This is a genomic window from Bradyrhizobium canariense (genome assembly GCF_019402665.1).
Lineage (GTDB): Bacteria > Pseudomonadota > Alphaproteobacteria > Rhizobiales > Xanthobacteraceae > Bradyrhizobium > Bradyrhizobium canariense.
The window spans coordinates 1-19,865 of sequence record NZ_VSST01000096.1; the positions used below are offsets into that span (position 1 = coordinate 1).

The 19,865-nt window shown below is 64.2% G+C and carries 27 protein-coding genes and 2 pseudogenes; 13 read left to right on the forward strand and 16 right to left on the reverse strand.

Going from position 1 to position 19,865, the window contains the following annotated elements:
- Together FXB41_RS38285 and FXB41_RS38290 are read left to right on the forward strand one after the other, a co-directional pair.
- Nucleotides 1-464: L,D-transpeptidase (locus FXB41_RS38285; RefSeq protein ID WP_219685468.1), on the forward strand; the 464-nt coding region annotated here is incomplete at its 5' end.
- Between the two features lie 156 nt (nucleotides 465-620).
- Nucleotides 621-1,589 carry an NAD-dependent epimerase/dehydratase family protein gene (locus FXB41_RS38290; RefSeq protein ID WP_219685469.1) on the forward strand — a complete coding sequence of 323 codons (969 nt, stop codon included), beginning with the start codon at nucleotides 621-623 and terminating at the stop codon, nucleotides 1,587-1,589.
- A gap of 4 nt (nucleotides 1,590-1,593) precedes the next feature.
- Here the strand turns inward: FXB41_RS38290 and FXB41_RS38295 are convergent, their stop codons facing one another.
- Complete coding sequence (locus FXB41_RS38295; RefSeq protein WP_007600705.1) at nucleotides 1,594-2,556, reverse strand: D-2-hydroxyacid dehydrogenase family protein; 963 nt, start codon at nucleotides 2,554-2,556, stop codon at nucleotides 1,594-1,596.
- A 103-nt stretch (nucleotides 2,557-2,659) separates the two neighbouring features.
- Nucleotides 2,660-2,875, reverse strand: a complete 216-nt coding sequence (locus tag FXB41_RS38300; protein ID WP_219685470.1) for a hypothetical protein — start codon at nucleotides 2,873-2,875, stop codon at nucleotides 2,660-2,662.
- A 232-nt stretch (nucleotides 2,876-3,107) separates the two neighbouring features.
- Here FXB41_RS38300 and ettA point away from each other — a divergent pair, with 232 nt between their 5' ends.
- Together ettA and FXB41_RS38310 are read left to right on the forward strand one after the other, a co-directional pair.
- Nucleotides 3,108-4,757: an energy-dependent translational throttle protein EttA gene (gene ettA / locus FXB41_RS38305; RefSeq protein WP_219685471.1), complete on the forward strand. Its 1,650-nt coding sequence runs from the start codon at nucleotides 3,108-3,110 to the stop codon at nucleotides 4,755-4,757.
- Between the two features lie 7 nt (nucleotides 4,758-4,764).
- Nucleotides 4,765-5,988: a lytic murein transglycosylase gene (locus FXB41_RS38310; RefSeq protein WP_219685472.1), complete on the forward strand. Its 1,224-nt coding sequence runs from the start codon at nucleotides 4,765-4,767 to the stop codon at nucleotides 5,986-5,988.
- A gap of 89 nt (nucleotides 5,989-6,077) precedes the next feature.
- On the opposite strand, the gene FXB41_RS38315 is transcribed toward FXB41_RS38310, so the two are convergent.
- Together FXB41_RS38315 and FXB41_RS38320 are read right to left on the reverse strand one after the other, a co-directional pair.
- On the reverse strand, nucleotides 6,078-6,362 hold the full coding sequence (locus FXB41_RS38315) for a hypothetical protein (RefSeq protein ID WP_007600714.1): 285 nt from the start codon (nucleotides 6,360-6,362) through the stop codon (nucleotides 6,078-6,080).
- A 212-nt stretch (nucleotides 6,363-6,574) separates the two neighbouring features.
- Nucleotides 6,575-6,919 (reverse strand): hypothetical protein, encoded by a 345-nt coding sequence (locus tag FXB41_RS38320; protein ID WP_219685473.1) that lies wholly within the window; start codon nucleotides 6,917-6,919, stop codon nucleotides 6,575-6,577.
- Between the two features lie 135 nt (nucleotides 6,920-7,054).
- Here FXB41_RS38320 and FXB41_RS38325 point away from each other — a divergent pair, with 135 nt between their 5' ends.
- From FXB41_RS38325 to bfr, 3 genes are all read left to right on the forward strand, one after another.
- The gene (locus FXB41_RS38325; RefSeq protein WP_219685474.1) at nucleotides 7,055-7,354 is read left to right on the forward strand and encodes a hypothetical protein; all 300 of its coding nucleotides are present in this window, start codon (nucleotides 7,055-7,057) and stop codon (nucleotides 7,352-7,354) included.
- Nucleotides 7,355-7,515: 161 nt separating this feature from the next.
- Nucleotides 7,516-7,788: a (2Fe-2S)-binding protein gene (locus FXB41_RS38330; protein WP_007600718.1), complete on the forward strand. Its 273-nt coding sequence runs from the start codon at nucleotides 7,516-7,518 to the stop codon at nucleotides 7,786-7,788.
- Between the two features lie 132 nt (nucleotides 7,789-7,920).
- On the forward strand, nucleotides 7,921-8,409 hold the full coding sequence (gene bfr, locus FXB41_RS38335; RefSeq protein WP_007600720.1) for a bacterioferritin: 489 nt from the start codon (nucleotides 7,921-7,923) through the stop codon (nucleotides 8,407-8,409).
- Between the two features lie 131 nt (nucleotides 8,410-8,540).
- Here the strand turns inward: bfr and FXB41_RS38340 are convergent, their stop codons facing one another.
- The 4 genes and pseudogenes from FXB41_RS38340 to FXB41_RS38350 all read right to left on the reverse strand — a co-directional run bounded on the left by FXB41_RS38340 (nucleotide 8,541) and on the right by FXB41_RS38350 (nucleotide 11,040).
- Nucleotides 8,541-9,143, reverse strand: coding sequence for an MSMEG_1061 family FMN-dependent PPOX-type flavoprotein (locus tag FXB41_RS38340; RefSeq protein WP_219685475.1), 603 nt, complete (start codon nucleotides 9,141-9,143; stop codon nucleotides 8,541-8,543).
- A 31-nt stretch (nucleotides 9,144-9,174) separates the two neighbouring features.
- Nucleotides 9,175-9,387 (reverse strand): annotated as a pseudogene (locus FXB41_RS41315) (DoxX family protein); the annotation flags it as partial.
- Between the two features lie 60 nt (nucleotides 9,388-9,447).
- Nucleotides 9,448-9,792, reverse strand: a complete 345-nt coding sequence (locus tag FXB41_RS38345) for a hypothetical protein (RefSeq protein ID WP_007600723.1) — start codon at nucleotides 9,790-9,792, stop codon at nucleotides 9,448-9,450.
- 171 nt (nucleotides 9,793-9,963) lie between these two features.
- Nucleotides 9,964-11,040, reverse strand: a complete 1,077-nt coding sequence (locus FXB41_RS38350) for an alpha/beta fold hydrolase (RefSeq protein WP_219685476.1) — start codon at nucleotides 11,038-11,040, stop codon at nucleotides 9,964-9,966.
- A gap of 127 nt (nucleotides 11,041-11,167) precedes the next feature.
- On the opposite strand from FXB41_RS38350, the gene FXB41_RS38355 reads away from it, so the two are divergent.
- Nucleotides 11,168-11,434: a DUF2277 domain-containing protein gene (locus FXB41_RS38355; protein ID WP_007600726.1), complete on the forward strand. Its 267-nt coding sequence runs from the start codon at nucleotides 11,168-11,170 to the stop codon at nucleotides 11,432-11,434.
- A gap of 96 nt (nucleotides 11,435-11,530) precedes the next feature.
- Nucleotides 11,531-11,746: a hypothetical protein gene (locus FXB41_RS38360; RefSeq protein WP_007600728.1), complete on the forward strand. Its 216-nt coding sequence runs from the start codon at nucleotides 11,531-11,533 to the stop codon at nucleotides 11,744-11,746.
- Between the two features lie 15 nt (nucleotides 11,747-11,761).
- Here FXB41_RS38360 and FXB41_RS38365 read toward each other — a convergent pair whose 3' ends face one another.
- From FXB41_RS38365 to FXB41_RS38375, 3 genes are all read right to left on the reverse strand, one after another.
- Complete coding sequence (locus FXB41_RS38365) at nucleotides 11,762-12,271, reverse strand: collagen-like domain-containing protein (protein WP_007600730.1); 510 nt, start codon at nucleotides 12,269-12,271, stop codon at nucleotides 11,762-11,764.
- Between the two features lie 112 nt (nucleotides 12,272-12,383).
- The gene (locus FXB41_RS38370; RefSeq protein ID WP_027519697.1) at nucleotides 12,384-12,632 is read right to left on the reverse strand and encodes a helix-turn-helix domain-containing protein; all 249 of its coding nucleotides are present in this window, start codon (nucleotides 12,630-12,632) and stop codon (nucleotides 12,384-12,386) included.
- A 222-nt stretch (nucleotides 12,633-12,854) separates the two neighbouring features.
- On the reverse strand, nucleotides 12,855-13,622 hold the full coding sequence (locus FXB41_RS38375; protein WP_219685477.1) for an SDR family NAD(P)-dependent oxidoreductase: 768 nt from the start codon (nucleotides 13,620-13,622) through the stop codon (nucleotides 12,855-12,857).
- Nucleotides 13,623-13,733: 111 nt separating this feature from the next.
- On the opposite strand from FXB41_RS38375, the gene FXB41_RS38380 reads away from it, so the two are divergent.
- Both FXB41_RS38380 and FXB41_RS38385 read left to right on the forward strand, forming a co-directional pair.
- Complete coding sequence (locus tag FXB41_RS38380) at nucleotides 13,734-14,219, forward strand: J domain-containing protein (protein WP_219685478.1); 486 nt, start codon at nucleotides 13,734-13,736, stop codon at nucleotides 14,217-14,219.
- Between the two features lie 61 nt (nucleotides 14,220-14,280).
- On the forward strand, nucleotides 14,281-14,823 hold the full coding sequence (locus FXB41_RS38385) for an REP-associated tyrosine transposase (protein ID WP_219685479.1): 543 nt from the start codon (nucleotides 14,281-14,283) through the stop codon (nucleotides 14,821-14,823).
- 72 nt (nucleotides 14,824-14,895) lie between these two features.
- Here FXB41_RS38385 and FXB41_RS38390 read toward each other — a convergent pair whose 3' ends face one another.
- From FXB41_RS38390 to FXB41_RS38400, 3 genes are all read right to left on the reverse strand, one after another.
- Entirely contained in the window at nucleotides 14,896-15,531 is a 636-nt protein-coding gene (locus tag FXB41_RS38390; RefSeq protein WP_007600737.1) for a hypothetical protein, read from the reverse strand.
- A gap of 245 nt (nucleotides 15,532-15,776) precedes the next feature.
- Nucleotides 15,777-16,037 (reverse strand): hypothetical protein, encoded by a 261-nt coding sequence (locus FXB41_RS38395; protein ID WP_219685480.1) that lies wholly within the window; start codon nucleotides 16,035-16,037, stop codon nucleotides 15,777-15,779.
- Nucleotides 16,038-16,188: 151 nt separating this feature from the next.
- Nucleotides 16,189-16,575 (reverse strand): RidA family protein, encoded by a 387-nt coding sequence (locus tag FXB41_RS38400; RefSeq protein WP_219685481.1) that lies wholly within the window; start codon nucleotides 16,573-16,575, stop codon nucleotides 16,189-16,191.
- Between the two features lie 446 nt (nucleotides 16,576-17,021).
- Between FXB41_RS38400 and FXB41_RS38405 the strand changes: the two genes are divergently transcribed.
- Nucleotides 17,022-17,456, forward strand: a complete 435-nt coding sequence (locus tag FXB41_RS38405) for a hypothetical protein (protein WP_219685482.1) — start codon at nucleotides 17,022-17,024, stop codon at nucleotides 17,454-17,456.
- Between the two features lie 88 nt (nucleotides 17,457-17,544).
- Here the strand turns inward: FXB41_RS38405 and FXB41_RS38410 are convergent, their stop codons facing one another.
- Complete coding sequence (locus FXB41_RS38410; RefSeq protein WP_219685483.1) at nucleotides 17,545-18,240, reverse strand: glutathione S-transferase family protein; 696 nt, start codon at nucleotides 18,238-18,240, stop codon at nucleotides 17,545-17,547.
- Between the two features lie 177 nt (nucleotides 18,241-18,417).
- Here FXB41_RS38410 and FXB41_RS38415 point away from each other — a divergent pair, with 177 nt between their 5' ends.
- Nucleotides 18,418-19,146: an SDR family oxidoreductase gene (locus FXB41_RS38415; protein ID WP_219685484.1), complete on the forward strand. Its 729-nt coding sequence runs from the start codon at nucleotides 18,418-18,420 to the stop codon at nucleotides 19,144-19,146.
- Here the strand turns inward: FXB41_RS38415 and FXB41_RS38420 are convergent.
- Nucleotides 19,143-19,803, reverse strand: a pseudogene (locus tag FXB41_RS38420) (glutathione S-transferase family protein). The gene FXB41_RS38415 and the pseudogene FXB41_RS38420 sit on opposite strands and share 4 nt — an antisense overlap.
- Nucleotides 19,804-19,865 lie beyond the last annotated feature (62 nt).

The window sequence follows — 19,865 nt, forward strand, 5'->3', positions numbered from 1 at the left end:
GCGTCGGCCGCGACGGCTTCACCTGGACCGGCGTACAGAAGATCACCCGCAAGGCCGAGTGGCCGGATTGGCATCCGCCGACCGAGATGATCGAGCGACAGCCCTATCTGCCGCGCTTCATGGCCGGCGGTCCCGGCAATCCGCTCGGCGCCCGCGCGATGTATCTCGGCTCGACCGTCTACCGCATCCACGGCACCAACCAGCCCTCGACCATCGGCAAGTTCGTGTCCTCCGGCTGCATCGGCATGCTGAACGAGGACGTCTCCGACCTGTTCGATCGCGTCAAGGTCGGCACCCGCGTGGTCGTGATGCCGGGTGGTCCGCCGCCGGGAACTGCGACCGCATCCGCCGCGCCCGTGCCCGGCGCTGCCGGCCCCGCTCCGATGGCCGCGCAGGCCGGCCCGGTCGGAGGCACCCAGCCGACAGTGGTGCCGCCGCTGCCCGCACCGGTCACCGTGCGCTGAATCGGCCTCGCAAGAATTGATCTGATGACGGCGCGTGACCTTCGGTCACGCGCCGTCATCATTTGACGCATGCGCGCAAGTCCTACTTGCGCATACTTGAACGGCTCCGCACCTCGATTACGTCCGGGAGGATTGCAACGAATTGAGGAGCACAGGATGCGCATCTTTGTTGCGGGCGCGACCGGCGCGGTCGGTCGGTATCTTGTTCCGGCGCTGGTCGCCGCGGGTCATTCGGTGATCGGCACGACACGGAATGCGGCAAAAACAGATTTGGTGCGTCGATTGGGTGCAGAGCCGGTCGTCGCCGACGGCCTCGATGCCGGCAGCATGCACGCTGCGGTGATTGCGGCAAAGCCCGACGCCGTCATTCACCAGATGACGGATCTCGCGGCCGCCACGGACCTCCGGCATTTCGATCGGGCCTTCGCGCGAACCAACGAGCTCCGCACCCGCGGAACCGACATTCTGCTGAATGCCGCACGCGAGGCCGGCGCCAGGCGCTTCATCGCGCAAAGCTTCTGCGGCTGGACCTTCAGTCGCGCCGGGGGAACGGTGAAGACCGAGACCGATGAGCTCGACCCACATCCGCCGGGAGAGCTGCGACGCACGCTTGAGGCAATCCGGTATCTGGAGCGAAGCGTCACCGCTTCGACGAAGCCGGAGGGTATCGTGCTGCGCTATGGATTCTTCTATGGACCCGGCACGGGCACGCTCTCGCCTGCGATGATCGACCAGCTGCGCCACCGGCGTGTGCCGGTGATCGGCGATGGCGGCGGCACGTGGTCGTTCATTCACACCGAAGATGCCGCCTCTGCCACGCTTGCCGCGCTCGAACGCGGGCGCGCCGGCAGCATCTACAATATCGTCGACGATCATCCGGCGCAGGTGAAGGATTGGTTGCCCGCGCTGGCCGAATTGCTCGGTGCCAAGCCGCCGCGTCACATTCCCGCCTGGCTCGGCCGCCTGCTTGCGGGCGAGCATATGGTTGCGATAATGACGGAGGTGCGCGGAGCCTCCAACGGCAAGGCCAAGCGCGAGCTCGGCTGGCTGCCGGCGCATGCCTCCTGGCGCGACGGCTTTGCCGATGCGGCACGGCAGCCCACCAGCCACCGCTCGGCGGCCTGAGGCATCACGCCAGCTTCCGCGGCAGCTCGCCGCCCTTGGTGAAGGCGTCGATCGCCTCGACCATCTGGCTGTAGTGGATGCGCAAGCCGTCCTCGGTGGCGTAGCCGAGATGCGGCGTCAGCACGAGATTGTCGAGCTTGCGGAAGGGATGGTCTGTTGGCAGCGGCTCGACCGAGAATACGTCGATGCCGGCGCCTGCAATCCTCTTCTGCTGCAACGCCTCGAGCAGCGCCTGCTCGTCCACGATCGGCCCGCGCGCGGTGTTGACGAGGAAGGCCGTCGGTTTCATCCGCGCGAGATCGGCAGCCCCGACCAGCCCGCGCGAGCGCTCGCTCAGCACCACATGGATGCTGACGATATCGGCCTTGGCGAACAGCTCCTCCTTGGTAGCGTAGCCGACGCCGGCATCCTTGCACTTCTCCGGGGTCAGGTTCGGGCTCCAGGCGATCACGTTCATGCCGAACGCCTTCGCAATGCCGGCCATCTTGCTGCCGAGCTTGCCGAGCCCGACGACGCCGAGCGTCAATCCTTCGATCTCAACGCCGGCAAAGGTCTGCCAGGGCTCGCCCGCATGCATGCGCGCGTTCTCGCGGCCGATGCCGCGGGTCAGTTCCAGGATCAGGCCCATGGTGAGGGGCGCAGTCGGATCGCGTGAATATTGCGTGCCGGCGATGGTGACGCCGCGCGCCTTGGCGGCCTCCATGTCGATCGAGGCGTTGCGCATGCCTGATGTCAGCAGCAGCTTCAGCTTCGGCAGGCTCTCGAACAGGCTCTTCGGGAACGCGGTGCGCTCGCGCATCGCGCAGACGATCTCGAAATCGGCCAGCGCGCTCGCCGCGGCCTGCTCGGAGGCGAAGGGATGGCTGAACACGGTGACGTCGATGCGGTCGGACAGGCTTTGCCAATCGGCAACTTCGAGGGCGAGATTGAAATAGTCGTCCAGAATTGCACAGCGCAGCCGCGTCATCAGCGTTCTTCCATGGCGAGAGGTGGAACCAGGCCATGGTTGCGCGCAATCAGGACCGTGCGCAAGCCGTTCGCGTCTTCAAAAATCCGACAGGTGATAAGGCTCAGAGGTCGCGGGGCTTGAGCCGGAACGGCGCATTCATGCCGTGCTTGGCGCGCCAGGCGGGGCCGGGGCCGCGCATGTAATGCAGTTCGGGCCGGTAGGGGTTGAAAGCGGTGGCGAAGAAGCGCTTCCAGAAGCCCTTGATCTCCGAGGCAAATGCGGAGGCGCTGCCGGCTTCCGCCGGAACGGGAAGGGAATGGGTCTCGATCGTGGCCATGACGCTGTCTCGCTGTGCTCCCGTTCATTCTGAGCGGGTGGCGCTGTTTCCGCGCGAAACCGAGCTTTGGCCTGATTTATTAAAAGATAGTTTCAATTGTCCGGATCGGTGGCGGGATGGTGTCCGGCCCGTATTCATCCGTGGTGAACGGAGGGAAAACATTGCCCTTTGGGGGCGGGATCGCTACATCGGCGGCAAGCAAATTTCCTCAAATCGAAGGTTTTCGGGACCGATGGCGCGCCAGTTCATCTATTTCATGCAGGGCCTGACCAAGAGCTACCCGACCCGGAAGGTGCTCGATAACATCCATCTGAGCTTCTACCCGGACGCCAAGATCGGCGTGCTCGGTGTCAACGGCTCGGGCAAGTCGACGCTGCTCAAGATCATGGCAGGCCTCGACAAGGAATATAACGGCGAGGCCTGGGTCGCCCAGGGCGCCCGCGTCGGCTATCTCGAGCAGGAGCCGCATCTCGATCCGGCACTCAGCGTACGCGAGAACGTCATGCTGGGCGTCGCCGAGCAGAAGGCTATCCTCGATCGCTACAACGAACTGGCGATGAACTACTCCGAGGAGACCGCCGACGAGATGACCAAGCTGCAGGACGAGATCGAGGCCCAGGGCCTCTGGGATCTCGACAGCAAGGTCGACCAGGCCATGGACGCGCTGCGTTGTCCGCCTGACGATGCCGACGTGTCGAAACTCTCTGGCGGTGAGCGCCGCCGAGTCGCGCTGTGCAAGCTGCTGCTCGACCAGCCTGAGTTGTTGCTGCTGGACGAGCCGACCAACCATCTCGACGCGGAATCGGTGTCGTGGCTGGAAGGCCATCTGCGCAACTATCCCGGCGCGATCCTGATCGTCACCCATGACCGCTACTTCCTCGACAACGTCACGAGCTGGATTCTCGAGCTCGATCGCGGCAAGGGCATTCCCTACGAGGGCAATTACTCGTCCTGGCTGCAGCAGAAACAGAAGCGGCTCGAGCAGGAGGGCCGCGAGGACGCTGCGCATCAGAAGACGCTGGCCCGCGAGCAGGAATGGATCGCGTCCTCGCCGAAAGCCCGCCAGGCCAAATCCAAGGCGCGCTATCAGCGCTATGACGAACTGCTGAAGCAGGCGAGCGAAAAGCAGACACAGACTGCGCAGATCACGATTCCAGTGGCCGAGCGCCTAGGTCAGAACGTGGTCGACTTCGAAGGGCTCAGCAAAGGTTTCGGCGATCGCATGCTGATCGACGATCTCACTTTCAAGCTGCCGCCCGGCGGAATCGTCGGCGTGATCGGCGCCAACGGCGCCGGCAAGACCACGCTGTTCAGGATGATCACCAAGCAGGAAGAGCCGGACAAGGGCACCATCACGGTCGGCGAGAGCGTTCATCTCGGTTACGTCGACCAGTCGCGCGACGCGCTCGATGGCAGCAAGAACGTATGGGAGGAGATCTCCGGCGGCAATGAGCTGATCCTGCTCGGCAAGAGGGAAGTCAATTCACGCGGCTATTGTTCGTCGTTCAACTTCAAGGGCGCCGACCAGCAGAAGAAAGTCGGCGCGCTCTCCGGCGGCGAACGCAACCGCGTGCACCTTGCGAAAATGCTGAAATCCGGCGCTAACGTTCTGTTGCTCGACGAGCCGACCAACGACCTCGACGTCGACACGCTGCGTGCGCTCGAAGAGGCTCTGGAGGATTTCGCCGGCTGCGCCGTCATTATCAGCCATGATCGCTGGTTCCTCGATCGCATCGCGACCCACATCCTGGCCTTCGAAGGCGACAGCCATGTCGAATGGTTCGAGGGCAACTTCCAGGACTACGAGAAGGACAAGATGCGCCGGCTCGGCCAGGACAGCATCATTCCGCATCGCGTGAAGTACAAGAAGCTGACGCGGTGATCTCAGCATGATGCGGCGGGTGCTCATAGCTGCGGTGATCGCTATCACCTGCGGCCTGTCGCCCGCCCGCGCTGCCGACGCCGCCTTCGCGCAGTTCATCGCCTCGCTGTGGCCGGACGCGGAGGCCGCCGGCGTGTCGCGCGCGACGTTCGAGCGAGAGACGCGCGGGCTCGAGCCTGACTACAAGCTGCCGGATCTGATCCTGCCGGGGCGGCCCGCAACGGGGGCGCCGTCGCAGGCCGAGTTCGTGCAGGTGCCGGCCGACTATGTCAGGGAAGCCTCGATCGCGCGCCTCGCGGGCGAGGGGCAGCGGCTGCTGCAAAAATATCGTCCCGCGCTGACGGAGATCGAGAAAAACTCCGGCGTGCCCGCCACCGTCATGCTGGCGATCTGGGGCCGCGAAACCGACTATGGCCGCTACACGCTGCCTTACGATCTCGTGCGCGTGCTGGCGACGCAGGCCTATGTCGGCCGCCGCAAGGACACCTATCGCAACGAGTTCATCCTCTCGCTGAAAATTCTCGGTGACGGCGTGGTGACACGCAAGGACATGCGCTCGTCGTGGGCCGGCGCGACCGGGCTCACGCAATTCCTGCCGTCCGAATATTACAAGCACGGCGTCGATTTCGACCGCGACGGCCGCATCGACATCTGGCATTCGGTGCCGGATGCGCTGGCCTCCGCCGCGCAGCAGCTCGTCAACAAGGGCTGGCAGAGCGGCGTACGCTGGGCTTACGAGGTGCAAGCTCCGGCCAAGGTCGATTGCACCGCCGGCGTGCCCGAGGTGACGAAGCCGATCGGCCAGTGGCTGCGCGAAGGCTTTGTGCCGGTGCGCGGACAAAAGCTCACTGCCGCCGAGCAGGCGCAGCCGGCCTCGCTGCTGCAGCCGGAAGGCATCTACGGCCCGTCCTTCCTGACGACGAAGAACTACTTCGTGATCAAGGAATACAATTTCTCCGATCTCTACGTGCTGTTCGTCGGCCATCTCGCCGACCGCATGACGAGCCCGCAGCCGTTCGCGACGCCGTGGTCTGCCTCGAAGCAATTGCGCACCAAGGATGTCGAGGCGATGCAGCGCGGGCTCACGCGCGTCGGGCTCTACAAGGACAAGATCGACGGCAAGGCGGGCATGCAGACGCGCGCTGCGCTCGGCGCCTACCAGAAGTCGGCAGGCCTCAAGGTCGATTGCTGGCCGAGCGAAGAGGTGCTGCGCTCGATCCAGGCGCGATAGCGAGCCGCAGTTCTTCGCCAAAGAAAAAGCCCGGCCGAGGTGCTCGGCCGGGCTTCGATCGCGGCGCTCATGAACGCCGTGCGATCAGATCAGTAGCAAACGCGAACCGGGCGGACGGTCCAGCCGTAGCCGTCCCAGTAGCGCTGGCGCTGCCAGTAGCAGGGCGGCGGCGGCGGGCCGGGCTCGGCCACATAAACCGGTCCGCCATAGGCGGGACGGCTCGATGCGATGGCACCGCCGACGATTGCGCCGCCGATCAGGCCGGCTGCGATGCCGGCGCCGACGCCGTCATGGGCTTGGGCGGACGGAGTGGCGGTCACCAGCGAACCGGCGATCGTCGCAACCGTAAGGGCGGCAACTAAAGTCTTCTTCATACTCTTGGCTCTCCTGAGAGATGGATGCTCCTTGTTAGGAGCGTCCGGGGTTCAAAGGTTCACGCAGACTCTGATGGAATTGGCCTTGCAGTTAGGAAGCGCGCAAATGGTCAATCCGCGGTAAACGCACACGGAGCTGTGACGAGAAAAAGCGGTCTTTTTCAGGCCCGGAGATGAACGGCGCATCCGGAATGAATCTGCTTGGGGCGACTTCAGCCACAGACTCTGACGCGGCGGACGCGCCAGGCATAACCGTCCCAGAAGCGCTGCTTCTGCCAGACGCAGCCGTCGCCATAATAGTCGTCGGCGACGTAGCCCGGGCCCGGTGCGTAGTAGCGCGGCGGATAGTAGCCCGGGCTATATCCCGGACCATATGCGTAGCCGGGGCCGGGGCCCGGTCCGTAATAATACGGAGAGGCCAGCGCCCCGCCGACAATGGCGCCGCCGATGATTCCGGCTGCCACGCCCGCCGCGACGCCGCGTTGCGCCTGGGCTGGTGTAGCGGCGCTAAGGGCCACCGCGGCGACGGCAGCGATTGCCAGGAGCGACTTCTTCATTGGCTGACCTTTCGAACAAAGCACACGGGAACTCTTTGAGGGTAAAGTTCCATATTTCGATTGAATGATCAATGAACGGCACCTTTGCCGGGGGCGACCAATTAACATGGACCGCAGCTCAGCCAGGGGAGGGCGATGATGGGTAACGCGATGATAAATGCATTGATCGCTGCCGGGGTCGTCTTCGCGATCGGCTACGGCTGGATCACCCATCTTCAGAACCGCAGCCAGCGGCGCTCCCGCGCCGGGGCCGGCGGCAATGGCGGTGGCGACACCGCCACCGGCTCGAGCGACGGCTCCTCGTTTGGGAGCTGGTTTTCCAGCGATAGTTCCGGCAGCTCGACCGACGGCGGCAGCTGTTCCAGCAGCGATAGCGGCAGTAGTGGCGGAGATTGCGGGGGCGGCGGCGATGGTGGAGGCGGCGGGGGCGACTAGATCCGCCGCAATCTTGATCCAGCGCAAGGCCCTATTTTAGAGCCGTTCTAGGCTGTTTCCGGGCTAGTTTGGAATAGCTTCAAATTCCGCTTTTTCCTTTTGCATCCGGCCGGCCCCTTAAATATCGATGATGGCGCATCACCAAAGGGCCTGCCGCTTCCATGATCGTTTGTTCCTGTAACGTGCTGAGCGATGACGACATCCGCGCCGCCGTCGCCGAGTCCGACGACGCTGTGCGCCATGCCAAGCAGGTGTATGGGTGTCTCGGCTGTAGCGCCGAATGCGGCCGCTGCGCTCGGACGATCAAGACCATTATCGACGAAGCACTCGGCCCCTGTGCCACGTCCTGCTGCTCCGGCTGTCCGCACAACCACACTGTGGCGGCCAATGACGAGACGGCCCAGCCGGCCGAGTTCGCCCTCGCGGCCTGCTGAAATCTTCCGCAACCATGGCTGAGCATTTCACCGGCTGCGTCCCGTAGCCGGTTGCTCCAGTCTTCAAACTCATTTAGAAGCGTTCTAAATTCGGTTTACGGCCGATTTGGACTGCAAGAGCTGGAGTGAACCATGCAGGGCGACGCAAAAGTTATCGATTATCTCAACAAGGCACTGCGTCACGAGCTGACTGCAATCAACCAGTACTGGCTGCACTACCGCTTCCTCGACAATTGGGGCCTGCGGGATATGTCCAAGGTCTGGCGCAAGGAGTCCATCGAGGAGATGGAGCACGCCGACAAGCTGACCGAGCGGATCCTGTTCTTCGACGGCTTCCCGAACATGCAGGTGCTCGATCCCTTGCGTATCGGCCAGAACGTCAAGGAGATCATCGAGTGCGATCTCGCTGCCGAGATGAGCGCGCGGGCGCTCTACCAGGAAGCGGCGACCTACTGCCACAGCGTCAAGGATTATGTGACGCGCGACCTGTTCGAGAAGCTGATGAGCGACGAGGAGCACCACATCGACTTCCTCGAGACCCAGCTCGACCTGATCGGCCGCATCGGCCTCGAACTCTACACCCAGAAGCACGTTGGCGGGCTCGAGGGCGAGGGACACTAGGTCCCTCACTCCGCACTCTCCATTCGTCATGGCCGGGCTTGTCCCGGCCATCCACGTGCTACCCTGCAACGAAGACGTGGATGCCCGGGACAAGCACGGGCATGACGCCCGTGTGCGGTTCGAAAGCCCGGCTACAACTGCGTCTTGTAGAGCTCTTCCACGATCTCCTGACTCTGCGGCTCACCAAGGCCGGTTTGCTCGTGGACCACCTCGACGATGCTCGGCATCACCGAGCGCGGCACCTTCTCTGACGACCACAGCTTCGAGCGCATCAGGGCCTTGCCGCAGTGGAAATAGACTTCGCTGACGGCGATGTTCAGCACCGCGCGCGGCGGCTTGCCAAACTCCACCATCGAGGCGAGCAGGTCCGGATCGGCGGACAGCGTGCCGCGGCCGCCGACGCGCAGCGTCTCGTCGAATCCGGGGATGAAGAACAACAGATGCACGAAGCCCGAGCCCTCGACGACATTTCGAAAACTGTCGATCCGGTTGTTGCCGGAGCGATCAGGCATCAGCAGCTGGTTGGGGCCGGCGACGTGGACGAAGCCAACGCCGCCGCCGCGTGGTGAGGCATCGACGCTGCCGTCCGCTCCCGACGTCGCGAGCACGCAGAACGGTGACATCTCGATGAATTTCTTCGCATGCGCATCGATCGCGGGGCGCGCTTTCGCGATCACGCGTGGGCTCGGCTGGGCATAGATGGTGGCGAGGTCTTCGGCGCAAAGATCAGTCACGAAGGTCTCCCTGGTGGAATGCCTGAGAATATCATCTCCCAGCGCGATCGCTATCCCCCTTGTCACGCCGCCGCGGCCACTCGATCACGCCAGCGCAATACAGAGCCCGCCCGATCAGGACCGGCTGAAGCGCCAGCCGCGGCCCGTGGTAGAGCCAGCTGTTGGGGATGCGTGGAAGGTCGATGCCCTCCAGGACATGCTTGATGTTTGCCGCCCACACGCAAAGCGCATAGAGCGCAAGCGCGCGTTCTGTCGTTCACAGGAACCATCGGCCGAGCTAGCACCGCGTCGAGGCGCTATCGCGCTACACCGCATCCGCCGGCACGAAGCAACTGATGATGATGGCGCCGCGGTGATGGACGTACCACACCACGGCCTGGCCGACCGGATTGCCGCGGTCGCGGATGATGGCGCGCTCGGGCACCTCCATCCATTGTCCCTCGATCGGCACCCAATAGGCGCCGCTGCGCACGTCGTACTCAGTGCGATGGCCGTCGGAGACGTCGCAGCAGGGCACGCCGTTCGGTGCGATCACGCTCTTGAACCAGGCGCGGATGTCAGGCGGGACGTGATCATATTGCCCGTTGTCGAACGCGAACGCTGCGCCCGTCAGCGCCGCCAGCCAAACGCACAGTACGAGCCTGTGCATGCGATCCTCCTCATCGCGTGTCGTGCCATTGGCGCGCGATTGCCCCGCGCGTCGATTCGTATCGTTGATGCGATTAAGCCCGACCTGTCAGCGCAATGCATGCTCAAATAATATGCGGCGTCGAGGCGCCGCATATGATGCATGGCGAACATGGCGGCAAGCCTGGCAATCCTACATCGTCCGCTGCGGCGCGGTTTGCAGAAACTGCCGGACCTGCTCGCTGTAGAATTTGGCGTTCCCCGTGGTGCCGTGGCCGCGCGTCTCCGTGCTTGCTGGGATGAGATACAGTTTGCCGTTCTTGACCCGCGTCATCGCAGCGTCCGTGAGGCCGGTCTCAGGCGGGTTGCGTTCGTCGTCGGCGGAATTGATCAGCAGCAGCGACGCTTCGATCGCCTCCAGCTTCTCGCGGGCATTGTAGTCATGCGAGGACTCCCACTGGTAGACGAAGTCGTTGGCATCTGTCGTGATCGGCATGGCCAGCCGCTCGTCGACGATCTTGTCGGCCTTCGCCGCCGTCGGCGCCTGCGATTGATAGGCCAACGTTCCGCCGATGCTCGCGATGCCGTATGCTGTGATGGCGTATTTCATCATGCGCGGCTGGCCGGTGTAGTTGCCGCCGTTGTAGTCGGGATCGCTGCGGATGGTGTCGAGCATGATCCGCCGCAGCATCCAGTTGCGCGACGCCATCTCGGTCGGCTGCGAGGCCATCGGGATCAGCGCGTCCATCGCCTTCGGATATTTTTCGCCCCACAACCAGGTGTGCATGCCGCCCATGGAATTGCCGATGACGAGCCGCAGGTGCTTGACGCCCAGCCCTTCCGTCACCAGGCGATACTGGGCTTCGACCATGTCCTCGTAATCGTATTTCGGGAAGCTCGTCTTCATCCCGTCGGACGGTTTTGACGATTTGCCATGGCCGATATTGTCGGGGATGATGATGTAATATTTGGAGGCATCCAGCGGCTGCCCCGCGCCGAACAGCTCGCCGGCAAAGGCTGGTGACAGCATGCTCGCGCCCGAGCCGCCGGTTCCGTGCAGCACCAGGACTGGCTGGCCGCTCGGCTCACCCACGGTGGTGTAGTGCAGCTTCAGCTCCGGCATGTTCTCGCCGGTGTGGAACTTGAAATCCCTGACGACCCAGTCGCCCTGCTTCGGTGCCGGATAATCGGCCGCCCATGCGAACGTCGAGATGGCCGACACAGAGACGGACAACAGGATGGCTGACAGCGCCGCGCAAGAAGCTTTCATGTCTATATTTCCCCCGTGCGGCTCTGGTCGGCGGCCGCGTTGCGGCGGAACTTAGCAGAACTGTCCGGAAGGATGTAGGATTTCGTTTTCGCCGGTCGTCCTTGAGGGAAAGGTCAGGAGAGAGTGCATGTGCCGCAACATCAAGACGCTGTTCAACTTCGAGCCGGAGGCGACGGAGGATGAGATCCACGCCAGCGCGCTCCAGTTCGTTCGGAAACTGTCCGGCTTTAACAAGCCTTCGCAAGCCAACGAGGCGGCCTTCGATCGTGCGGTGGCGGAGGTCGCGGAGGCTGCGCGAAAACTCCTGACGTCGCTGCACACCCACGCCCCGGCACGCGACCGTGAGGCCGAGGCGGAAAAGGCCAAGGAACGTTCGCGGCTGCGCTTCGGCTAGGCGGCTCGAAGGTCCGTTCCGTGATCTGGCTCACGGTGAAAGCGGTCGCAACGCGCGATGATGTTCGCCGGGCTTTTGACACCCGGGAGCACGACCATGAGCCGCCCTCTTCTTCCGCTGAAAGCAGGTGCCGTCGTTTTCACGCTGCTGTGGACAGCGTGGATGACGTGGTGGAGCGGTTCGTTCTCGAGCGCGAACGTCGTGATCCTGGCCTTGTGCGGCGCAGCGGTCGGTTATCTCTGGTACCGCGCCATGCGCTGGCAGTTCGAGCGCATGGGCATGCTGCCGCGACGCGAGAATGGGACGAAATAGATTCGTCTGTCAGTCCTAGCCGTGCTTCTTCTTTTTCTTCTTCTTCCTGTGATTGTCGCCTTCGCTGTCCTCGTCCTCGTCACCGAGGGGCGCGTCGTCGGTCTCCTGCACGGCTGCCTCCAGCGCCTCGCGCTCGGCGGCTTCACGCTCGCGCTGGCGACGGCGCTCGTCCCAGGCGTCGAACAGTTGATCGAGCCACGGCAGCACCTGCTCGATCGACGGCAATGGGCCGGGCGGACCGGCCTCACCACGCGGGCCTTGCGGCCCCGCCGGCCCTTGCGGTCCGACAGGTCCCTGTGCACCGGCTGCCCCGCGCGGTCCGGCTTCGCCCTGCTTGCCTTGCGGGCCGGGCTTGCCCAGTGGTCCGGCCTTTCCGATCGGACCCGGCTTGCCCTGCGGCCCCGGCTTGCCACGCGCGCCATCGGGGCCCCGCTTGCCCGGATGGCCCTGTGGTCCCGGCCGCCCCGGTTCGCCCTGCCGTCCGCGCGGTCCCTGAGGTCCCTGCCGTTTTTGTTCGTCTGCCACGCCGCTGCTCCCTTGACCGGAAGCAAGCTAATTAGCGGCGTTTGACGACAGCGGCAATTCCGCCGGGCTCGCGCCTGGGCTTGATCAACACCAATCGGCCGCACGTCGCGCGCTAGTCGTGATAGGCCGGCACCTCGATGCCGGAGGCGGCGTAGAGCCTGATCTTGTTGCGCAGCGTGCGCACCGAGAGGCCGAGCACGCGCGAGGCGCGCGTGCGATTGCCGTCGCAACGGGCGAGCGTCTGCAGGACGAGCTCACGCTCGACCTCGTCGACGGTCGCGCCGATCAGCAGCGGAACGATCTGGTTCGGTGAAAGGAAATATGCGCCCGGTTCGGACGCAGCGACATGAACAGTGGTCATCGACACACTCCCCGATCAACGCCCGCCTCCCTCTTTGGAAGCGGATCGAGAACAAACGACCCCCAAGCCGTAAATCTACGGTGAGCGGGTTTGGTTAACGAAAGGTTAACCGCGGGGCGATCGCACCAATTGACCTTGGGAATGCCGCCGCACCGCCGCGATTGGCACGGATTGCATGTTCCCGCGAGCATACTCCGCATTGCCAAGCAGGCATCATCCCGCTCACACCGTCCGGTATCCGCCATCCACCATCACGATCGTTCCCGTGACGTAGGCCGACATGTCCGACGCAAGGAAGATCGCGGGACCCACGATGTCCTCGGGCTTGCCGGTGCGCGCCAGCGGGGTGTGATCGACGAAGGCCTGCACCAGCGCCGGATTGGTCGCGCGCACATTGGCGTTGATGTTGGTCTCGATGAAGCCCGGCCCGATCGCATTGACGCGCACGCCCTCCTTGCCGAGCTCGACCGCGAGCGCCTTGGTGAAGCCGAGCACGCCGTGTTTCGAGGTGGTGTAGGCCGCCGAGCTCGGCGTGCGCAGATGCACGAAGGACTGAATCGAGCCGATATTGACGATGCGGCCCTTCGCTACGCGCAACGGGCTCAGGAACGCCTGCGTCATGTTGAAGACGCCGTTGAGGTTGAGCGAGATGATGTCGTTCCAGTCCTTCGCCACCGTCTCCGTCTCCGCGGTGAAGGCGTTGCGGCGAGTGATCCCGGCATTGTTGACGAGGATCGAGACCTGCCCGACCTCGTCGGCGACCCGCTTGGCGAGCGCAAAGCAGTCGTCACGTTTGGTCACGTCGAGCGCGAAGCTCTCAGCCTTGCCGCCGGACTTGCGGATCCCCTCGGCGGCTTCCGCGACCGTGTCGGCGTTGACGTCGAGCAGCACCACTTGCGCGCCCTCGCGGGCGTAGCCGGCCGCGATGGCCCGGCCGATGCCCGAACCGGCGCCCGTGACGATTGCGATGTGGTTCGCGAGCAATGCCATGACAATTTCCTCCCGATTTCTTTTCGAAGTTTCATGAAAGGCTAACTCGAAATTAAGGGGTCGGAAACGGCGGCCTTGGCATACTGGTCTTGATTGCTAAACGTTGCGCGCATGATGGAACGGCTCGAATCCTGGAAATTCGCACTCGAACGCCTGCGGTCGGCGGACGGCGCCGATTGGGCCGAGGCGGGCCGGCTGGTCGCCGAGGTCGCGCGGATGAGCACCGATACCATGCTGCGTCAGGCCGCCGAGCAGGCGCTTCCGGTGCTGCGCCAGGCCGTGGACAATGACGATCACAGCGTCACGCTGGCGGCCCGGCGCCGTCTCGGCGTGGTGCTCGACGTTGTCCACGACCTGACCGCGCCGCGCTTCGGCCGCCGCAATGCTGCGCCGAAAAAATTGTCCAGCGAGGATCGCGCCCGCAAGGTGCTCGGCCTGCCGCTCGCGGTGCAGCTCACCTGCGAGGACATCAACCAGGCCTATCGTCGCGCCGCCAAGGGCATGCACCCCGACCACGGCGGCAGCGCCCAAGCGTTCATCGACCTTGCCGCCGCGCGCGATATCCTGATCCATCCCCGCGCCTACAAGGACGCGTGAGAGCTCATGTGCTATCCTGTAGCCCGGATGAGCGAAGCGACATCCGGGACGGGTCCAGCCCATGGTTCTGTATCGCAGAAATTTTCTTCCCGGCGGCACCTACTTTTTTACTGTAGCGCTCTTCGACCGCCGATCGACCATTTTGATTGAGAACGTTGACGCCCTGCGCGATGCCTTTCGGGCCGCTCGCAGGGAGCGCCCGTTCGAGGTCGATGCGATTGTGATCCTTCCGGACCATTTGCATGTCGTCATGAACCTCCCGCCGCATGACGCCGATTTCGCGGGACGTTGGCGAAGGATCAAGGGGCATTTCAGCAGCGCACTACTGCATGCGGGTATAGACGTAGCCCGCCAGTCCAATGGAGAATTGGCTCTGTGGCAACGACGCTACTGGGAGCACACGGTTCGCGACGAAGATGATTTCGCCCGCCACGTGGATTACATTCACTTCAACCCAATTAAACATCGCTACGTCCAGCGCGTTTGTGATTGGCCGCATTCGTCCTTTCACCGATATGTGCGGGCGGGATTGCTCCCGGAAGATTGGGCGGGCGATGCCGGCGAAAGCGGGATTGCTTTCGGTGAGCGAGCCGAGGGAGGCTGACCGGGCGTAGGTTGAATTCCCGGATATCGCTTCGCTCATCCGGGCTACGGACGTCGGACTTGGAGTCGAGCCTCAGCTCTTGTTCACGCAGCTCGGATAGGGCGCGGCTTCGCCTGCTACGATCGGGCAGAGCTCGATCGGGCTGAGCGCGCGCAGACGGGCCTGCCAGCGGTCGTCGTTCACCGGCGGCTGGTCGGTTTCGGGGCCGCGCTCGGCCCATTGGATCGTGTAGTAGTCGCTCGTGCCCTTCAGCGTGACCAGCAGTGCGGTTTCGCTGTGCCGGGTCGGACCGCTGTCGACGCGGCCGCAGCCGATCACGGCGACGAAACCTTCGAACCGGCCGAACGTGGTGGCGCCAAGCGGCCTTGCCGCAAAGCTGTCGGGGCAGGCGGATTTGAAACCGCTTGCGATCGAGCCCGCGAATTTCTCGGGCGATGAACCTGGAGTGAGCGTCATGCCCTTCTCGCCGGTCACGGTGATCATCTCGGTCCAGCGTTCGGGCGTCTCACCCTTCAGCACGGCCTCGCGGATGTAGTGGCCGCCCTTGGTATTCTCGAACACCGCGGAAAAATTCGACGGCATCGCGAAGCTGACCAACTGGCCGAACACCGGCGAGATCACGCGGAAGGATTGCGGGGCCTGTGCGTTTGCCGTTGCGGCGATCAGCAGCGATGCGGCCAGAACCGTGGCTTTCGTCGGCGCGCGCATCGATTGGCTCCAAAGCCGCGAGGTGAAAAACAAGCGGGCAAAAACAAGCGGGCAAGGATGCTGGTTGGCGCGGGACGCTGGGAGGCGCCCCGAACAAGATGTGAGTAGGTCCGCCAGCTGGCCAGGTTCAAAGCGGGTGCGCGGAAAATGCGCGATCTCGGCCGAAAAACCAGTGGCGCGTCGAAAAGAAAAAGGCGGACCGCTCGCGCGATCCGCCCTTTGAAATCCGATCTGTCGCCTCAGGCCTAGAGCGTGCAGCGGCGCTCCCCGCGCAGCTTGATCTGGAGCTCCGAGGCGGCCGTGAAGGTCGGGAGCGGCTTGCTGACGACCTTGTAGGTCGACACGCCCCACTGGAACGGCTTGTACTTCAGGTCCTCGTTCCAGACCTGGCAGATGCCGGTGTTGTCCCAGCGGATCACGTAATAGCCGACCGCGGCAGAGGCCGGCACGGCGAACACGGAGGTGGCGATGCCGGCAACGGCACAGAGGGCGAGAACGCGATGCATGAAATATCTCCTGATGGGAACGTGAGAGGAAACTGGTGCGGCAAAATGGTGCGGCTGGCAAGCGGGGCGGCGACCGTTCACGGACATGTCAGTCGTTGGTCGGCTGTTCGGATGCCCCTTATGCCTTGACTGTCGCCTGACGATCACTCGTCTACCCCTTGGCCAGTGACGCCACCGCCTCGATCTCGATCAGCATCTTCGGATCGGGCAGTGCGTGGACCACGCAGGTGGTGCGGGCGGGGTAGGGCGGCGGCCCGAAGGCGCCGGCATAGAGCGCGTTCATGGCGGCCACGTCGGAGGCGCGGGTCAGCAGCACGTTGACCTTGACGAGATCGCGGATGCCAGCGCCGGCCTCCGCCAGCACGCGCTTGATGTTGACGGCGACGTTGGCGAACTGCGCCTCGAAGCCTTCGGGAAGCGCGCCGCTCGCGTCGAAGCCGGGAATGCCGGAGACGAACAGGAGATCGCCGGCACGCGTGGCAAAGGACAGCGGCGGCGCCTTGACGTGCGGCGGGGGCGCGAAATGCTGGATCGGCATGAGATCACCTCGGATGGACGGCAGGAAGCGCAAGCGTAGCGGCAGGTCGGGGCGCCTCCAACAAAAAACGCGAAAACAACCCCATGCACAGTAGGCATCCAGCGGGAATCATTGAGCTTTCTTTTTGACTTCGGAAAAAGCAAAATAACCGTTGCTCCGTCGGGCAAAACAGGGGCAGAATGGCATGATGGCGGGTGAGCGTCTTGTCGCGCCAAACTCCGCCGTCATGCCCCGGATTGACCGGGGCATCAAAGGCGCCGCGGCTTCTCGGTTCACCATCGCCCTCTCTGGAATACTGGATCGCCCGGTTAAACCGGCGATGACAGTTGAGTGTGTTGCTACAGACCCCGACTCACGTCCGCGCCCATCATGTTGCCGCCGCGATGCATCGGATACATTCGCGTCTGATTCGTTTCCCCCTTGAAGAATAGCCCCCGGAGACCCTCATGAAGCTCGCATCCACCTTCCGCGCCGCGCTGGTCGGCATTGCCGCGCTTGCCGGCCTCTCGACCTCGGCGCTGGCCGACGGCGGCACCGTGGTGCTGACGATCTACAAGGCGGGCTGGATCATCGGCGGCTCCGGCGGCTCGGGCGTGCTGAACTTCCGCGGTCGCGCCTATTCGCTCTCGACCGGCGGGCTCGACTACGGCCTCGTCTTCGGCGGCTCCAAGACCGTGCTGCGCGGCCGCGTCTCCAACATCAACCGGCCCTCCGACATCGCCGGCGTCTACGGCGCCGCCGGTGCCGGCATCGCAGTGGGCCGCGGCGCGCGTGCGATCGTGCTGACCAACCAGAAGGGCGCCGTGCTCGAGCTGTCCGGCACGCAAGTCGGCCTGATGGCGAATGCGGATCTGAGCGGGCTCGCGATCACGATGCGGTAGGGGCGATCAGCTCAATTCGTAGCCCGCATGAGCGAGAGCGACATGCGGGTCAACCCTCGGTCCCGGATGTCGCTGTCGCTCATCCGGGCTACGTTCCCGTCACCGCCGCGTGAATCCGTTCGCAATGTGCGACGAGATTTGCGTGCGCATCGACGAACGCCTTCAGCGGTGTCGGGATCGGAAAGAAGAAAATGTTGGCGATGAAGCCGTAGATGCCGGCATCGACGCTAGTCGGCGCCGCGCCGTGGACGAAGCCGGCCGCCGGCACGATCTCCGCCAGCACCTGCAGATCGGCGAGCCCCCGCGCATAGGCCTGCTCGGGCGTGTAGCGGCCGATGCCCTGGAAGTGATAACGCTGCGCATTATACGCCTTCGCCTTCTCGAATCCTGCCGCATCGATCTGCTTGTGCTGCGCGATGAAGGCGTCGCGAAACGCGGGATAATAACGCTCGTCCTTCCAGCGCGAATACGACATTACCCAATAGAGATCGTCGAGCATGCGCGTGACGAATTGGTTGGTCCGCTTCTGCTCCGCGGTTAGCGCGGCATCGATGGTGAGGCGGTATTTCGCGGTCGCGTGCGCAATGATGGCCTCGCTGTCGCCGATCGTCTCGCCGTCATCCACGATATAGGGCAGCTGCCCCCGCGGCGCGGCGGAGGCATCGAACACATGCTCGTGCACGAACGGCACGCCGGCGAGCTTCAGGAAGGCATAGACCTTGAGGCCGTAGCCGTTGTTGTCGGCGACGCCGAACAGGTCTGGATAGGAGTAGAGGGTCAGCATGGACGGGCTCCTCAAGCTGAAGTCGTATCGCCGCAGTGACGCCCTTGCAACAGTCTCGCGCCTTGTGCGCCGCCTCCTTCGATCGGGGGACGATTGGCATCGTTGCTGGTTTGCCCCGACAACGCCATCCGGGATTGTTATACTCCGCATCCCCGTGACGTCAGCGATGGTGACCCTATGGCGAGAGAGTTGGAAGGCAAGGTTGCGGCCGTGACCGGGGCTGCGTCGGGCATCGGGCTGGCCAGCACCGAGGCGATGCTGGCCGCGGGCGCGCGCGTGGTGATGGTCGATCGCGACGAGGCCGCGCTGAAGGCGCTCTGCGACAAGCACGGCGACGCCGTGATCCCGGCGCTGGTCGACCTGCTGGACCCAAAAGACTGCGCAACGCTGCTGCCGCGCGTTCTGGAGAACGCCGGCCAGCTCGACATCCTGCATGCGAATGCGGGGACGTATGTCGGCGGCGATCTGGTCGATGCCGACACCATGGCGATCGACCGGATGCTGAACCTGAATGTCAACGTGGTGATGAAGAACGTGCACGACGTGCTGCCGCATATGATAGCGCGCGGGACCGGCGACATCATCGTCACGAGCTCGCTGGCGGCGCATTTTCCGACCCCATGGGAGCCGGTCTACGCGTCGTCCAAATGGGCGGTCAACTGCTTCGTCCAGACGGTGCGGCGCCAGGTCTTCAAGCACGGTATCCGCGTCGGCTCGATCTCGCCAGGCCCCGTCGTCAGCGCCCTGCTGGCGGACTGGCCGCCCGAGAAGCTGAAGGAGGCCAGGGACTCGGGAAGCCTGCTGGAGGCCAGCGACGTGGCCGAGGTCGTGATGTTCATGTTGACGCGGCCGCGTGGCATGACCATTCGTGACGTGGTCATGCTGCCGACCAATTTCGATCTCTAGGGCGCCAAGCGTGCCCCGGTGAACACCGCCAATTGCGCCTCGAACGCCCGCCTGAACGCGGGCCGCGCTTCGCCGCGGGCGACATAGGCGGCGATATCAGGATATTCGTCCAGCAGGCCTGATGTGTTCAACCGGCGCAGCACCGTCACCACCATGAGATCGCCGGCGCTGAACGCGCCGTCGAGCCAGTCGGCATCGCTGAGGCGGCGGGACAATTCGCCGAGCCTGACACGGACGCGATCCCTGAGCATCGGCAGCCGCTCCGCATACCAGCCCTTGTCGCGCTCGAACAGCATCGCCATCCCGAGCTCGACGATCGGCGGCTCCAGCGTGCTCAGCGCGGCAAACATCCACGCGATCGCGCGGGCCCGGGCGTTCGGCTCCGTCGGCAGCAGTCCGGCATGGCGCTCGGCGATATGAAGCACGATGGCGCCGGACTCGAACAGGATGAGGTTGTCGCCCTCATAAGTCGGAATCTGCCCGAACGGATGCAGCGCGAGATGCGCGGGTTCTTTCGTCGCTGCGAACGAGACGAGGCGAACGTCGTAAGGCTGGCCGATCTCTTCCAGCGCCCAGCGCCCAGCGCACCCGCATGTCGCGGGCTTGCCCCTTGCCGCGGTCGGGCGAGCTTTCGAAGGCGGTGATGGTGGGGGGCATCGGGAGGGGCTCCGGGGTTGATCGCGTTTTGCGTTCGGAGGACGAATGGAATGAGTGGATTC

Bases quoted from the DNA above. Each gene is read 5' to 3' on its own strand.
- FXB41_RS38350 (WP_219685476.1), bottom strand. From the start codon at position 11,040: ATGAAAGCTTCTTGCGCGGCGCTGTCAGCCATCCTGTTGTCCGTCTCT.
- FXB41_RS38405 (WP_219685482.1), top strand. From the start codon at position 17,022: ATGAAGCTCGCATCCACCTTCCGCGCCGCGCTGGTCGGCATTGCCGCG.
- FXB41_RS38300 (WP_219685470.1), bottom strand. From the start codon at position 2,875: ATGGCCACGATCGAGACCCATTCCCTTCCCGTTCCGGCGGAAGCCGGC.
- FXB41_RS38290 (WP_219685469.1), top strand. From the start codon at position 621: ATGCGCATCTTTGTTGCGGGCGCGACCGGCGCGGTCGGTCGGTATCTT.
- bfr (WP_007600720.1), top strand. From the start codon at position 7,921: ATGCAGGGCGACGCAAAAGTTATCGATTATCTCAACAAGGCACTGCGT.
- FXB41_RS38320 (WP_219685473.1), bottom strand. From the start codon at position 6,919: ATGAAGAAGTCGCTCCTGGCAATCGCTGCCGTCGCCGCGGTGGCCCTT.
- FXB41_RS38410 (WP_219685483.1), bottom strand. From the start codon at position 18,240: ATGCTGACCCTCTACTCCTATCCAGACCTGTTCGGCGTCGCCGACAAC.
- FXB41_RS38355 (WP_007600726.1), top strand. From the start codon at position 11,168: ATGTGCCGCAACATCAAGACGCTGTTCAACTTCGAGCCGGAGGCGACG.
- FXB41_RS38380 (WP_219685478.1), top strand. From the start codon at position 13,734: ATGATGGAACGGCTCGAATCCTGGAAATTCGCACTCGAACGCCTGCGG.
- FXB41_RS38360 (WP_007600728.1), top strand. From the start codon at position 11,531: ATGAGCCGCCCTCTTCTTCCGCTGAAAGCAGGTGCCGTCGTTTTCACG.
- FXB41_RS38400 (WP_219685481.1), bottom strand. From the start codon at position 16,575: ATGCCGATCCAGCATTTCGCGCCCCCGCCGCACGTCAAGGCGCCGCCG.
- FXB41_RS38395 (WP_219685480.1), bottom strand. From the start codon at position 16,037: ATGCATCGCGTTCTCGCCCTCTGTGCCGTTGCCGGCATCGCCACCTCC.
- FXB41_RS38310 (WP_219685472.1), top strand. From the start codon at position 4,765: ATGATGCGGCGGGTGCTCATAGCTGCGGTGATCGCTATCACCTGCGGC.
- FXB41_RS38315 (WP_007600714.1), bottom strand. From the start codon at position 6,362: ATGAAGAAGACTTTAGTTGCCGCCCTTACGGTTGCGACGATCGCCGGT.
- FXB41_RS38325 (WP_219685474.1), top strand. From the start codon at position 7,055: ATGATGGGTAACGCGATGATAAATGCATTGATCGCTGCCGGGGTCGTC.
- FXB41_RS38385 (WP_219685479.1), top strand. From the start codon at position 14,281: ATGGTTCTGTATCGCAGAAATTTTCTTCCCGGCGGCACCTACTTTTTT.
- FXB41_RS38345 (WP_007600723.1), bottom strand. From the start codon at position 9,792: ATGCACAGGCTCGTACTGTGCGTTTGGCTGGCGGCGCTGACGGGCGCA.
- ettA (WP_219685471.1), top strand. From the start codon at position 3,108: ATGGCGCGCCAGTTCATCTATTTCATGCAGGGCCTGACCAAGAGCTAC.
- FXB41_RS38390 (WP_007600737.1), bottom strand. From the start codon at position 15,531: ATGCGCGCGCCGACGAAAGCCACGGTTCTGGCCGCATCGCTGCTGATC.
- FXB41_RS38415 (WP_219685484.1), top strand. From the start codon at position 18,418: ATGGCGAGAGAGTTGGAAGGCAAGGTTGCGGCCGTGACCGGGGCTGCG.
- FXB41_RS38375 (WP_219685477.1), bottom strand. From the start codon at position 13,622: ATGGCATTGCTCGCGAACCACATCGCAATCGTCACGGGCGCCGGTTCG.
- FXB41_RS38370 (WP_027519697.1), bottom strand. From the start codon at position 12,632: ATGACCACTGTTCATGTCGCTGCGTCCGAACCGGGCGCATATTTCCTT.
- FXB41_RS38295 (WP_007600705.1), bottom strand. From the start codon at position 2,556: ATGACGCGGCTGCGCTGTGCAATTCTGGACGACTATTTCAATCTCGCC.
- FXB41_RS38330 (WP_007600718.1), top strand. From the start codon at position 7,516: ATGATCGTTTGTTCCTGTAACGTGCTGAGCGATGACGACATCCGCGCC.